The 12,790-nt window shown below is 64.0% G+C and carries 9 protein-coding genes; 4 read left to right on the top strand and 5 right to left on the bottom strand.

All coding sequences use genetic code 11. The features are described 5' to 3' along the window. Positions 1–4: 4 nt before the first annotated feature. The 5 genes from gcl to ABIB91_RS19120 form a co-directional block, all read right to left on the bottom strand. On the bottom strand, positions 5–1,795 hold the full coding sequence (gcl, locus tag ABIB91_RS19140) for a glyoxylate carboligase (RefSeq protein ID WP_354164449.1): 1,791 nt from the start codon (positions 1,793–1,795) through the stop codon (positions 5–7). Positions 1,796–1,948: 153 nt separating this feature from the next. After that, positions 1,949–3,751, bottom strand: a complete 1,803-nt coding sequence (locus tag ABIB91_RS19135) for an adenine deaminase (protein ID WP_354164446.1) — start codon at positions 3,749–3,751, stop codon at positions 1,949–1,951. Between the two features lie 85 nt (positions 3,752–3,836). Continuing rightward, positions 3,837–4,637, bottom strand: a complete 801-nt coding sequence (locus ABIB91_RS19130; protein WP_007593304.1) for an NYN domain-containing protein — start codon at positions 4,635–4,637, stop codon at positions 3,837–3,839. Between the two features lie 108 nt (positions 4,638–4,745). Beyond that, positions 4,746–5,594, bottom strand: a complete 849-nt coding sequence (locus tag ABIB91_RS19125) for an IclR family transcriptional regulator (RefSeq protein WP_007593306.1) — start codon at positions 5,592–5,594, stop codon at positions 4,746–4,748. Positions 5,595–5,790: 196 nt separating this feature from the next. Further along, positions 5,791–7,920 (bottom strand): acetate--CoA ligase family protein, encoded by a 2,130-nt coding sequence (locus ABIB91_RS19120; protein WP_007593308.1) that lies wholly within the window; start codon positions 7,918–7,920, stop codon positions 5,791–5,793. Between the two features lie 348 nt (positions 7,921–8,268). Here ABIB91_RS19120 and ABIB91_RS19115 point away from each other — a divergent pair, with 348 nt between their 5' ends. The 4 genes from ABIB91_RS19115 (at position 8,269) to ABIB91_RS19100 (ending at position 12,763) form a co-directional block, all read left to right on the top strand. Beyond that, positions 8,269–8,961: a GntR family transcriptional regulator gene (locus tag ABIB91_RS19115; RefSeq protein ID WP_197031202.1), complete on the top strand. Its 693-nt coding sequence runs from the start codon at positions 8,269–8,271 to the stop codon at positions 8,959–8,961. A gap of 78 nt (positions 8,962–9,039) precedes the next feature. Then, entirely contained in the window at positions 9,040–10,773 is a 1,734-nt protein-coding gene (gene oxc, locus ABIB91_RS19110) for an oxalyl-CoA decarboxylase (protein ID WP_219680904.1), read from the top strand. A gap of 154 nt (positions 10,774–10,927) precedes the next feature. Then, on the top strand, positions 10,928–12,205 hold the full coding sequence (gene frc, locus ABIB91_RS19105) for a formyl-CoA transferase (RefSeq protein ID WP_007593311.1): 1,278 nt from the start codon (positions 10,928–10,930) through the stop codon (positions 12,203–12,205). 375 nt (positions 12,206–12,580) lie between these two features. Further along, the gene (locus ABIB91_RS19100; RefSeq protein WP_007608360.1) at positions 12,581–12,763 is read left to right on the top strand and encodes a hypothetical protein; all 183 of its coding nucleotides are present in this window, start codon (positions 12,581–12,583) and stop codon (positions 12,761–12,763) included. The last annotated feature ends 27 nt before the right edge of the window (positions 12,764–12,790 follow it).

Below are 12,790 nucleotides of genomic sequence, written 5' to 3'. Positions count from 1 at the left end.
TTCCCTATTCCGCCGGCTGCAGCACGCCGGACCGCGCGGTTGCGACCTCGTCGAGCGGCAGATCCAGCACCTCCTCGAATTCGACGATGTTGTCGATCTCGGTGCCCATCGCGATGTTGGTGACACGTTCGAGGATGAACTCGACCATCACGGGCACGCGATGCTTGGCCATCAATTCGCGCGCGGTCGCGAACGCCGCCTGCGAGTCTTTCGGGTCGGTGACGCGGATCGCCTTGCAGCCGAGGCCTTCGGCGACCGCAACATGGTCGACGCCATAGCCGCCGAGCTCGGGCGCGTTGATGTTCTCAAAGGAGAGCTGGACGTGATAGTCCATGTCGAAGCCACGCTGGGCCTGGCGGATCAGGCCGAGATAGGAGTTGTTCACGACGACGTGGATGTAGGGCAGATTGAATTGCGCCCCGACCGCGAGCTCTTCGATCAGGAACTGGAAGTCGTAGTCGCCGGAGAGCGCGACGATGTCGCGATCCGGACACGCCGCGCGCACGCCGAGCGCCGCGGGCAGCGTCCAGCCGAGCGGCCCGGCCTGCCCGGCATTGATCCAGTTGCGCGGCTTGTATACCCCCAGAAACTGCGCCCCGGCAATCTGCGACAGGCCAATCACGGAGACGTAGCAGGTGTCACGGCCAAAGGCCTTGGTCATCTCCTCGTAGACGCGCTGCGGCTTGATCGGAACGTTGTCGAAATGGCTCTTGCGCAACATCGTTTTCTTGCGGTCGCGGCAGGAAGCGGGCCACGCCTGGCGCTCGCGCAACCTGCCTGACCGGCGCCACTCCCTGGCGACGGTGACGAAAAGCTCAAGGGCGGCCTTGGCATCCGAGACGATGCCGAGGTCGGGGTTGAACACGCGCCCGATCTGGGTCGGCTCGATGTCGACATGCACGAAGGTGCGGCCCTTGGTGTAGGTCTCGACCGAGCCGGTGTGGCGGTTGGCCCAGCGGTTGCCGATGCCCAGCACGAAATCGGATTCGAGCATGGTGGCATTGCCGTAACGGTGGCTGGTCTGAAGACCGACCATGCCGGCCATCAGCACGTGGTCATCGGGGATGGCCCCCCACCCCATCAGCGTCGGCACGACCGGCACGTTGGCGATCTCGGCGAATTCCACCAGCAAATCCGAGGCGTCGGCATTGATCACGCCGCCGCCCGCGACGATCAGCGGCCGTTCGGACGCGTTGAGCATCTCCAGCGCCTTCTCCACCTGCTTGCGCGTCGCGGTGGGCTTGTAGACCGGCAGCGGCTCATAGGTCTCGTCGTCGAACTCGATCTCGGCGAGCTGCACGTCGAGCGGCATATCGATCAGGACCGGGCCAGGCCTTCCCGAGCGCATGATGTGAAAGGCCTGGCTGAACACGCGAGGCACCAGCCCGGGCTCGCGCACGGTCACCGCCCATTTGGTCACGGGCTTTGCGATCGATTCGATGTCGACGGCCTGGAAATCCTCCTTGTAGAGCCGCGCCCGCGGCGCCTGGCCGGTGATGCAGAGGATCGGGATGGAATCGGCGATCGCCGAATAGAGCCCGGTGATCATGTCGGTGCCCGCCGGCCCCGAGGTTCCGATGCAGACGCCGATATTGCCCGCCTTGGCCCGCGTATAACCCTCGGCCATGTGCGAGGCCCCCTCGACATGGCGCGCCAGGATATGGCGGATCGAGCCGCGCTTCTTCAGCGCCGAGTAAAGCGGATTGATCGCGGCCCCGGGAACGCCGAAGGCAGTCGAGATGCCTTCCTTCTCCAGAATTCGCACGGCAGCATCGATGGCTCGCATCTTCGCCATATCGGACCTCGCTTGAGTTGCATTGGCTCGAGCGAGATCATCGGGCCCGCGAGGGCTTCACTCAACGAGATCGATTTTATTTTCCACGATGCGGCAGCCGCGAAAAAATCGCGGCGGCTTCAGTCGGTTAGGTCGAGACTCGCGTGAAAGCGCTCACTCGAACAGCGTCGCCAGCTCCATCTGCGGCACCAGCACGAGGCCCTTGTCGGTGATGCGAATTTCCGGAATGACCGATAGAGGAATCAAATTGAAGCCCATGTAGGGGATGGTGCAGCCGGCTTCCGCCCATTCTTTCTTCAGCACCTTGACCTCTTCCGCCACTTCGGTAACGCGCTTGTCGGACAGCAGACCGGCGATCGGCAGCGGCACCAGCGCCCTCACCTTGCCCTCGGCGACGAGGCAGACGGCGCCCTGTTGCTCCTTGATGGCGGCCACCGCGACCTGCATGTCGGCCTCGTTGGTACCGGCAACGATGATGTTGTGGCTGTCGTGCCCGACGCTGGAGGCGACCGCGCCGCGCTTCAGGCCAAAGTCCTTCAAGAGGCCATAGGCGACATTGCCGGCCGATTTGCCGTGGCGCTCGACCACCGTGACGAAGCACAGGCTGTAGCGCGCGAACAATTCCGGCCAATCCTTGGCCGGCTCGATCTCGATCTTCTCATGGATCAGCGTGATGCCGGGCAACGCGGTCTTGATGGCGTTGACGGTGCAGGCCTTCGCCGGCAGCTCCGGCGTCAGCTTCAGCTTCTCCGGCAGCTTCACAGTCGCGTAGGCCGCCTTCGGGTATTGATATCGCTGCGACAATGCCTGATCGAGCCGCGGCGTGATCTTGCGGTTCTCGACCACCAGCTCGCCGCCATACCAAGTGCATTGCGGCTTCAGATTGTCGTCCATCAGCACCAGATCGGCGCGGCGCCCCCCGCCGAGCCCGCCGATATCGCTGTCCATGTTGAAGCGCGTCGCGCCATGCAGCGAGCCCATCGACCAGGCCTGCTCGGGCGACATTCCCGCCTTCACCGCCTCCCGCACCACCCAGTCGAGACCGAACAGCAGGAGATCATCGGCGTCGCGATCGTCGGTGCACGCGGCCGTGCGCTTGTGCGAAGCGCCGAGCTCGGTGATAGTGCGGATCGCCTGCGGCAGCGAGTGCCACGGTGTGGTCGGCGGTCCCCCGCGCAGGAAGACCCAGACCCCGGCATCGAGCAAATCGTCGGCGATGTCGCGGTCGATCGCCTCATGGGTATCCGTGACGCCGGATGCCGCATAAGCCGCAACGAATTCGCGGCCATAGACATGGCCGGACACCGGCCGCCCACGCTTCAGGGCGGCGGCGAGGATGGCGTGGCTGCGCTCATCGCCCATGGTCACGGGCACGAAATCCATCTTCTCGCCGAGCCCGACAGCCTCCGGCCAGCGGTCGAACAGGCCGGCGATCTTGTCCGGCGTGAGGTCGCCGCCCGCAGTCTCCAGTGCGGCCGAAGTCGCGGGCACCGTGCTCGGCACTGTCAAGAAGATCGACAGCGGCGCCTCGCGCGCGTCCTCCAGCATCGCCTCGACGCCGGCGACGTCCATGACGTTGCCGATCTCGTGGCTGTCGCAGAAGATCGTGGTGGTGCCGTTGAGCAGGGCGGCCTCGGCATAGGCGCAGGCCGTCACCATCGAGGATTCAATGTGGATGTGCGGATCAACCAGGCCCGGCGCGATAATGCCGCCCGCGGCATCGTAGGTCGTGACGCCGCTCCAGGCCTTCTTGGCTATTCCAGCCGGCTTCACCGCCGCGATGCGGCCGCCGGTGATCCAGACCTCACGTCCCTGATGGATGCGCTCCGAATAGGTCGAAAGCACCCGCGCGCCGGTGACGACGAGATCCGGCGCGACCCGCGCCGAGGCCACATCGGCGAGACGCCGGGTCATCGAATGCAACGGTGCGACGGCGAAGCGGGTAAGTCTGGTCATCGGGACCCTCGCGTGGCGTTACGGTCCCGCGATGGTTACGCCCTGCGCCAGACCGGGCAAGCGCAAATATAACGGCACGCCCTGCTTACGCTTTAGGCGGCGAAGCGCCTGCCGCCCCTGACCTCGCGGGCCTGCGCGAGTTCCGTCGTCTCGGGGCCGCTGCGGCAGTGGGCTTGACCCGAATCCGCATTGACCTCCCGTTCTGCTCGTCGATCTCGAAGGAATTGGTCTTGCGCACGAGGTCGCTCAGCTTGCGGAAGCCGAACGTTCTCGGATCGAAATCGGACGCGAGATTGGCAAGTTGACGGCCGACTTCCCCGAGCGTGACCCAGCCGTCCTCGCTCTCCATCTGGGTGATGACCTTCTTGATGATGGGGGTCGCGGCATCGAGCGGCTGAAGCGATTTCGATCTCGAAGCGGCGTCCTGGGTGTGCGCCGGCGCGGCAAGCAGGTTCTCCGTGTAGACGAACCTTCGGCAGGCCTGCCGGAAGCTCTCCGGCGTCTTCTGTTCGCCGAACCCAAAGACATCGATGCCCTGCTCCCGGATCCGGGCGGCCAGACGGGTAAAATCGCTATCCGACGACACCAGGCAAAAGCCGTCGAACCGGCCGCTGTGAAGCAGGTCCATCGCGTCGATGACCAGGGTGATGTCGGAGGCATTCTTTCCGGTCGTATAGGCAAACTGTTGCTGCGGGATGATGGCGTGTTTGGAAAGGATGTCGGCCCAGCCCCTGGACCTGGCATTGGAGAAGTCGCCGTAGATGCGGCGAACGCTGGCCTCGCCGATCTTGGCAATCTCCTCGAACAGTCCATCGGCAATCTTTGCCGAAGCGTTGTCGGCATCGATCAGGACAGCGAGACGGGGCGAACGGAGCTCTGACGGCATGACTTTTCCTAAAAAGGAGGCGACAACGGTGCGTGGATATACCGATGTCGGGGCAGCTGCCGCCAGAGCTGATTTCTTCAACGGGCCACGACGGACCGCGAACCGGGGTCAGGCTGGCTTCGCGACCGGGGTCACACCCCCGAGCGCGGCCGTCAGTTCCGCCGCAACCTCGCGCACCACACGGCCGATCTCCGGCAGCCGCGCATCGGTGACCCTGCTGGTCAAGCCGGAAACGGAGATCGCCGCCAACGGCTCGGCAAGCGCGTTGTAGACCACGGCGGCAACGCAGCGCAGGCCGATCTCGGCTTCCTCGTCGTCGATCGCAAAACCCTGCTTGCGGATGGTCGCGAGCTCCTTGAACAGGTCGCTTGGTCGCACGATCGATTTCTCGGTCAGGCGTGGCATGCCGTGATGGCGGATGACGGCACCGACGTCCTCGTCGGAATAGGTCGCGAGCACCGCCTTGCCGACGCCCGATGTTACCATCGGAACGCGGCCGCCGACCTTGGTCAGCGAACGCATGATTTCACGGCTCTCCATGCGGGTCAGCACGATGATGAACTCGTCGTCGACCACGGCGAGATTGGCGGTCTCGCGGGTGAGATCACGCAGCTTGCGCAAATAGGGAATAGCCTGGGCGCTGAAATTGCGCCGCCGGGCAAAGCTCGCGCCCACCGTGAAGCTGCGCACGCCGACATGCCATTTGGATTCGGCGCGGTCGAACTGCACGAAGCGGCGGCTTTCCAGCGTCGCCAGCAGGCGGTGTACGGTCGAGGCCGAGAGCCCGGTGCGAACGGCGAGATCGCTGAGGCGATAGCCTTCGTCGTCTTCGGACAATGTTTCGAGAATCGACAGCGCGCGATCAACGGATTGCACGCCGCCGTCGCGCGCGTCGTGGTCAGGCTCCGATGACGATCGGGGCTCGATCGATTTGCGTCGGATCACGTTCTTGCTCATCGCGACCTGCATTGCCAATCAGACAAGACGCGAGCCGCCTGCCCTCCCTCGCCCCGTTCTTACGGGGAGAGGGTCGGGGTGAGGGGCTATCTCCGCGAAGACGGAGAGAGACGGACTCGCGGAGAGTGCCCCTCACCCGGAATTTGCTGTGCAAATTCCGGCCTCTCCCCGCAGGCGGGGAGAGGCGAAGGCAGCCTCAGAGCAGCCCTGCTCCGCGCGCCCATTTGTACTTGGCGCCGAGGACCTCGACCGGCAGCTCGGTCGAATACGCATAGGCCGGGATGCCGTTCTGGTAGAGATATTCGGCGGCCTCCTCGACCTCGACGTCGCCGGCGAGCGAGGCGACGATCGGCTTCACGAAGCCCTTGGCCTCCATCTCCTTCTTCACCTCGACCATGTTGCGGGCGAACACCATCGGCGGCGTGACGATGGTGTGCCAGTAGCCGAGGATGAGCGAATGAATGCGCTCGTCCGTCAGGCCGAGCTTCACCGTGTTGACGTAGGTGATCGGCGGCTCGCCGCCGGTGATGTCCACGGGATTTCCGGCCGCGCCAAACGGCGGGATGAACTTGCGGAAGGCAGCATCGAGATCTGCCGGCATCGACATCAGCGACAGGCCGTTGTCGACGCAGGAGTCCGACAGCAGCACGCCCGAGCCGCCGGCGCCGGTGATGATCAGCACGTTCTCGCCCTTCGGCGTCGGCAGCACCGGCACGCCGCGCGCGAATTCGAGCAGCTGCCGCAGCGAACGGGCGCGGATCACGCCGGACTGCGCCAGGACGTCCTCGTAGATCTTGTCGTTGCCGGCGAGCGCGCCGGTATGCGACGAGGCCGCCTTCGCGCCGGCCGAGGTGCGGCCGGCCTTGAGCACGATGACCGGTTTTTTCTTGGAGACGCGCTTTGCCGCTTCCGCAAAGGCGCGGCCGTCCTTGAGGTCTTCGCAGTGCTGCGCGATCAGGTTGGTGTTCGGATCCTGCTCGAAGAAGGCGAGCAGATCGTCCTCGTCGATATCGGACTTGTTGCCGAGGCCGACGATCGCGGACACGCCCATCTTGGCCGAACGCGAGAAGCCGATGATGGCCATGCCGATGCCGCCCGACTGCGAGGACAGCGCCGCGTGGCCCTTGACGTCATAGGCGGTGCAGAAGGTCGCGCAGAGATTGGCAGGCGTATAATAGAAGCCGTAGATGTTCGGGCCCATCAGGCGGATGTCGTACTTCTTGCCGACTTCGACGATCTCGGCCTGCAGCTCCGGCGCGCCGGCTTCCGCGAAACCGGACGGGATCAGAACCGCGCCGGGAATTTTCTTCTCGCCGCATTCGGTGAGCGCCGCGGCGACGAACTTCGCGGGAATGGCGAACACCGCGGTATCGATCACGCCGGGCACGTCCTTGACGCTCTTATAGGCCTTGTAGCCGAGGATCTCGGCGGCCTTGGGATGGATCGGGTAGATGTCGCCCTTGTAGCCGCCGTTGATGAGGTTTTTCATCACGGAATTGCCGATCTTGCCGTCCTCGGCCGAAGCGCCGACCACGGCAACGGCCTTCGGCTGCATGATGCGGCTCATGGCCGCGACGATCTCTTCGGTCGGGCGCGGCTTCGGCTTGGGCACGTAAGCGAAGTCGACGACGATGCGGACGTCGGCCGCGATCGCGTCCTTGGCCGTCGCGAACACCGGGTTGAGATCGAGCTCGACGATCTCCGGGAAATCGGTGACGAGCTGCGAGACCTTGACGATGACATCCGCAAGCGCCGTGCGGTTCACCGGCTCGCCGCCGCGAACGCCCTTCAAAATTTCATGCGCCTGGATGCCGTCGAGCATCGACAGCGCGTCTTGTTTGGTCGCGGGCGCGAGGCGGAAGGTGATGTCCTTCAGGACTTCGACCAGCACGCCGCCGAGGCCGAAGGCAACCAGCTTGCCGAACGAGGCATCGGTGATCGACCCGACGATCACTTCGGTGCCGCCGGCCAGCATCTGCTGCACCTGGACGCCCTCGATCTTGGCGTCGGACTTGTACTTCCTGGCGTTGGACAGGATCGTCTCGTAGGCCTTCTCGGCGTCTTCGGCCGTCTTGAGGCCGACGATGACGCCGCCGGCTTCGGTCTTGTGGAGAATGTCCGGCGAGACGATCTTCATCACCACCGGAAAGCCCATCGAGGCGGCCATTTTGCCGGCCTCGCCGGCCGATTTCGCCACACCCTCCTTCGGCACTGGAATGCCGTAGGCGTCGCAGACCAGCTTGCCTTCCGGCGCGGTCAGGCTGGTGCGCTTGTCCGCCTTGACCTGGTCAAGCACCTTGCGGACGGCATCTTTGGAATTGGACATGTGGCTCTCCCTTGACCTTGGTTCTTGCGTTCTCGAAGCGCGCGCGTGTTGCGGCTGCCCGTGATGCTTTCCATTCGCCGCGCTCTGTTCCATGTCGCGGAACGGAGTGGCATAAAGCCGAGATTACTCCGCCGGCTTGGATCAAAAATGGCTGGCGATGGCATTTGGTATGCCAGAAGCCAACTTGTCAAGCTGCAGCGCACCTTAGAACGCTGCAAAAAATAGGCAGCTTGACATTCTGGTATTTGGTATGCCAAAAACTTTCCCGCTAATAATCCTGTAAAAGACGACTCCCACTGGAGGAGATTCGTCGTGTCACTGCGGAAACCAACCAAGGCGTTGCCGAACATGGCCGAGGCAGATATCGCAATCGTTCGTATTGCCCCGGAGTCGAGCTTCAAGAACAAGGCGTATGACGCCTTGAAGGAAGCCATCCTCAAGATGGACATCTACTCGACACCCGAGCCGGTGATGCTCGACGAGCGGGCGTTGTCCGAGCGCCTCGGCGTGAGCCGCACGCCGATCCGCGAAGCCATCGCGATGCTCGAGCAGGACGGTTTCGTGAAGACGGTTCCGCGCCGCGGCATCATGGTGGTGCGAAGGACCAAGAGCGAGATCGTCGACATGATCCGCGCCTGGGCGGCGCTGGAGAGCATGGCGGCCCGCCTCATCACCGCCACCGCGCGCAAGAAAGACATCACGGCGCTGCGCGACTACTTCAAGGATTTCGGCAAGGATCGCCTGCCCGAGGATCACGTCGAGGAATATTCGCGCGCCAACATCGCCTTCCACCAGGCGCTGATCTCGCTGTCGGAATCACCGGTGCTGGTCGATCTCACCAACGACTTGCTGCTGCACGTGCGTGGCTATCGGCAATTGACCATCGGACGCAAGGACCGTACCGCGACGTCGCTCCCCGAGCATCTCGGCATGATCGAAGCCTTGGAGGCGCGCGATACCGAGCTCGCCGAGAAGCGCGCCCGCGATCACACCCTTGGCCTTGCCGCTTACGTCGAAGCGCATGGTCAGGAACTCTTCTAGCCAGCAACGTTCACCAGAAGGGCGAGGCATCGCCCCTAAAGCCTGAAACGGCATCTTGAGACCAGGGAGACAAGGCCCATGCTGAATACCGCGACCAAGTCCGAAGCACCGGGCACCGAGCAGGAATTGACGGATGGCTTTCATCTCGTCATCGACGCGCTCAAGCTGAACGGCATCAACACCATCTACAATGTGCCGGGCATCCCGATCACGGATTTGGGCCGCATGGCCCAGGCGGCCGGTATTCGCATGATCTCGTTCCGCCACGAGCAGAACGCCGGCTATGCGGCGGGCATCGCCGGCTACCTCACCAAGAAGCCCGGCATCTGCCTCACCGTCTCCGCTCCCGGCTTCCTCAACGGTCTCACCGCGCTCGCGCACGCCACCACCAACTGCTACCCGATGATCCTGATCTCAGGCTCCTCCGAGCGCGAGATCGTCGACCTCCAGCAGGGCGACTACGAAGAAATGGACCAGCTGGCGATCGCCAAGCCGCTGTGCAAGGCAGCCTATCGCGTGCTGCACGCCCAGGACATCGGCATCGGTCTTGCCCGTGCCATCCGTGCCGCCGTCTCCGGCCGTCCGGGCGGCGTCTATCTCGACCTGCCGGCAAAGCTGTTCGGCCAGGTGATGAACGCCGATGCCGGCCGGAAGTCGCTGGTCAAGGTGATCGACGCGGCTCCCGCGCAGATCCCCTCGCCCGCTTCGATCAAGCGCGCGCTTGATGTTTTGAAGGGCGCAAAACGTCCGCTCATCATCCTCGGCAAGGGCGCGGCCTACGCGCAGGCCGACGAGGAGATCAAGACCTTCGTCGAGAAGAGCGGCATTCCCTTCCTGCCGATGAGCATGGCCAAGGGCCTCCTCTCCGACACGCATCCGCAGTGCGCAGGCGCCGCCCGTTCGACGGTGCTGAAGGAATCCGACGTCGTGCTGCTGATCGGCGCCCGACTGAACTGGCTGCTCTCGCACGGTAAGGGCAAGAACTGGGGCGAAGCGCCCAAGAAGTTCATCCAGGTCGACATCGAACCGCGCGAGATGGACTCCAACGTCGAGATCGTCGCGCCCGTCGTCGGCGACATCGGCTCGGTCGTTTCCGCCTTCAACCAGGCGATGGCGTCGGGCTGGACCGCGCCGCCGGTCGAATGGACCAAGGCGATTTCGACCAAGCGCGAAGAGAACGTCGCCAAGATGGCGCCGAAGCTCATGAACAACAAATCGCCGATGGACTATCACGGCGCGCTCGGCGTGCTGAAGAACGTCATCAAGGATCATCCCGAGGCGATCCTCGTCAACGAGGGCGCCAACACGCTCGACCTCGCCCGCGGCGTCATCGACATGTATCGCCCACGCAAGCGTCTCGACGTCGGCACCTGGGGCGTGATGGGCATCGGCATGGGCCAGGCGATCGCGGCTACGCTCGAGACCGGCCATCCCGTGCTCGCGGTGGAAGGCGACTCGGCCTTCGGCTTCTCCGGCATGGAAGTGGAGACCATCTGCCGCTACAATTTGCCGATCTGCGTCGTCATCTTCAACAATGACGGCATCTATCGCGGCACCGACGTCAACGGCGCCAATGCCGATCCGGCGACGACGGTGTTCGTCAAGGGCGCCCGCTACGACAAGATGATGGAAGCCTTCGGCGGTGTCGGCGTCAACGCCACCTCGCCGGACGAGCTCAAGCGCGCCGTCAACGAAGCCATGGCCTCGGGCAAGCCGACGCTCATCAACGCCGTGATCGATCCGGCCGCCGGTTCCGAGAGCGGCCGCATCGGCAACCTCAATCCGCAGAGCGTTCTGCAGAAGAAGAAGTAACCAGCCGCCGGGTCATTCCCCGCGCAGGCGGGGAATCCAGTAATCGCCAGATCATCCTTGAGGCGAGCACTGAGGCCCAACTGAACCTTCAGCGAATAATGGATGCCCGCCTTCGCGGGCATGACGGAAACAGAAGAGTAACAGGAGCAACACGATGACAAAAGCGCTCGAGGGCGTTCGCATTCTCGACTTCACCCACGTCCAGTCCGGGCCGACCTGCACGCAGTTGCTCGCTTGGTTCGGCGCCGACGTGATCAAGGTAGAGCGCCCGGGCGTGGGTGACATCACCCGCGGCCAGCTGCAGGACATCCCGAACGTGGACAGCCTGTATTTCACCATGCTCAACCACAACAAGCGCTCGATCACGCTCGACACCAAGAACCCCAAGGGCAAGGAAGTCCTCACCGAGCTCATCAAGAAGTGCGACGTGCTGGTCGAGAACTTCGGCCCCGGCGTGCTCGACCGCATGGGCTTCCCCTGGGAGAAGATCCAGGCGATCAACCCGAAGATGATCGTCGCCTCGATCAAGGGCTTTGGCCCCGGACCGTACGAAGACTGCAAGGTTTATGAGAACGTCGCACAGTGCACCGGCGGCGCCGCCTCCACCACCGGCTTCCGCGACGGCCTGCCGCTGGTCACCGGCGCGCAGATCGGCGACAGCGGCACCGGTCTGCATCTGGCGCTCGGCATCGTCACCGCACTCTATCACCGCACCCATTCCGGCAAGGGCCAGAAGGTGACGGCTGCGATGCAAGACGGCGTGCTCAACCTCGCGCGCGTCAAGCTGCGCGACCAGCAGCGCCTCGCCCACGGCCCGCTCAAGGAATACAGCCAGTTCGGCGAAGGCATTCCGTTCGGCGATGCCGTGCCGCGTGCAGGCAACGATTCCGGCGGCGGCCAGCCCGGCCGCATCCTGAAGTGCAAGGGCTGGGAGACCGATCCCAACGCCTACATCTACTTCATCACCCAGGCCCCGGTCTGGGAGAAGATCTGCGACGTGATCGGTGAGCCCTCCTGGAAGACCGATCCGAACTACGCCAAGCCGGCCGTCCGCCTGCCGCGCCTGAACGAGATCTTCGGCCGCATCGAACAGTGGACGATGACGAAGACGAAGTTCGAGGCGATGGAAATCCTCAACAAGGACGACATCCCCTGCGGCCCGATCCTGTCGATGAAGGAGATCGCCGAGGACCAGTCGCTGCGCGCGACCGGCACCGTGGTTGAGGTCGACCACCCCACCCGCGGCAAGTACATCTCGGTCGGCAACCCGATCAAGCTGTCGGACTCCCCCAGCGATGTGGAGCGCTCCCCGCTGCTCGGCGAGCACACCGACGAGATCCTGCGCACCGTGCTTGGCTTCTCGGACCATCAGGTGGCCGATATCCACAAGTCCGGCGCGCTCGATCCGCCGCAAAAGCAGGCCGCCGAGTAAGCGGGCTCATCTTACAACGCGAAAGGCCGCCGGCTTCGGCGGCCTTTTTGTTGACGCGGAAGGGGCTGCATCGCACGATCGGCACGCTTGCCGCGCCGCGAAGGCTGGATTAAAGATTGGTTCGCGAGGAACAGACGCGGTGGCCGGCCGTTGCTCCCTCGACCGGCGTGCTCCCGGGAATGAGAGCATGCCCGGAAATGCCAGCATGCCATCTCCACAGCGAGTGCAGCACGCCTCGCAAAGACCCTGCCCCACGCTGAAGAACTGGTCGCCTTCGCTTCCGAGGATGGCAAGTCGGCCTTTCAGTTCGGGCACGGGTGGCGTCGCGTCCGGCACTCGCCAGGACCACGCTCTTTGATCAAATTGAGGGCTTAAATGTCGAAAGATCAATCCTCTGATCGCGCCAAGCGTGAAGCCAACAAGGCGTTCAAGCCTGCGACAACGCAGAAGCCGATCAATGACTATGCGAAGGACCAGAACTCCTTCAACGAGAATCGCGAACGGCTGAAAGCGGAGCGATTGGCCCGGGAGGCGAAGCCGGGAAGCGGCTCCGAATAAGAGCGTCGGTCCCAGACTCCGACCGCG

This window comes from Bradyrhizobium sp. JR4.3 (assembly GCF_040547695.1).
In the GTDB taxonomy this organism is placed as follows: Bacteria; Pseudomonadota; Alphaproteobacteria; order Rhizobiales; family Xanthobacteraceae; genus Bradyrhizobium; species Bradyrhizobium canariense.
Note: the sequence above shows the minus strand (reverse complement) of the source record. Positions and strands in the feature narration are given on the sequence as shown.

Coding starts and splice junctions, on each gene's coding strand:
- ABIB91_RS19130 (WP_007593304.1), bottom strand. CDS start 4,637: ATGCCGTCAGAGCTCCGTTCGCCCCGTCTCGCTGTCCTGATCGATGCC.
- gcl (WP_354164449.1), bottom strand. CDS start 1,795: ATGGCGAAGATGCGAGCCATCGATGCTGCCGTGCGAATTCTGGAGAAG.
- ABIB91_RS19120 (WP_007593308.1), bottom strand. CDS start 7,920: ATGTCCAATTCCAAAGATGCCGTCCGCAAGGTGCTTGACCAGGTCAAG.
- oxc (WP_219680904.1), top strand. CDS start 9,040: ATGCTGAATACCGCGACCAAGTCCGAAGCACCGGGCACCGAGCAGGAA.
- ABIB91_RS19100 (WP_007608360.1), top strand. CDS start 12,581: ATGTCGAAAGATCAATCCTCTGATCGCGCCAAGCGTGAAGCCAACAAG.
- frc (WP_007593311.1), top strand. CDS start 10,928: ATGACAAAAGCGCTCGAGGGCGTTCGCATTCTCGACTTCACCCACGTC.
- ABIB91_RS19115 (WP_197031202.1), top strand. CDS start 8,269: ATGGCCGAGGCAGATATCGCAATCGTTCGTATTGCCCCGGAGTCGAGC.
- ABIB91_RS19135 (WP_354164446.1), bottom strand. CDS start 3,751: ATGACCAGACTTACCCGCTTCGCCGTCGCACCGTTGCATTCGATGACC.
- ABIB91_RS19125 (WP_007593306.1), bottom strand. CDS start 5,594: ATGAGCAAGAACGTGATCCGACGCAAATCGATCGAGCCCCGATCGTCA.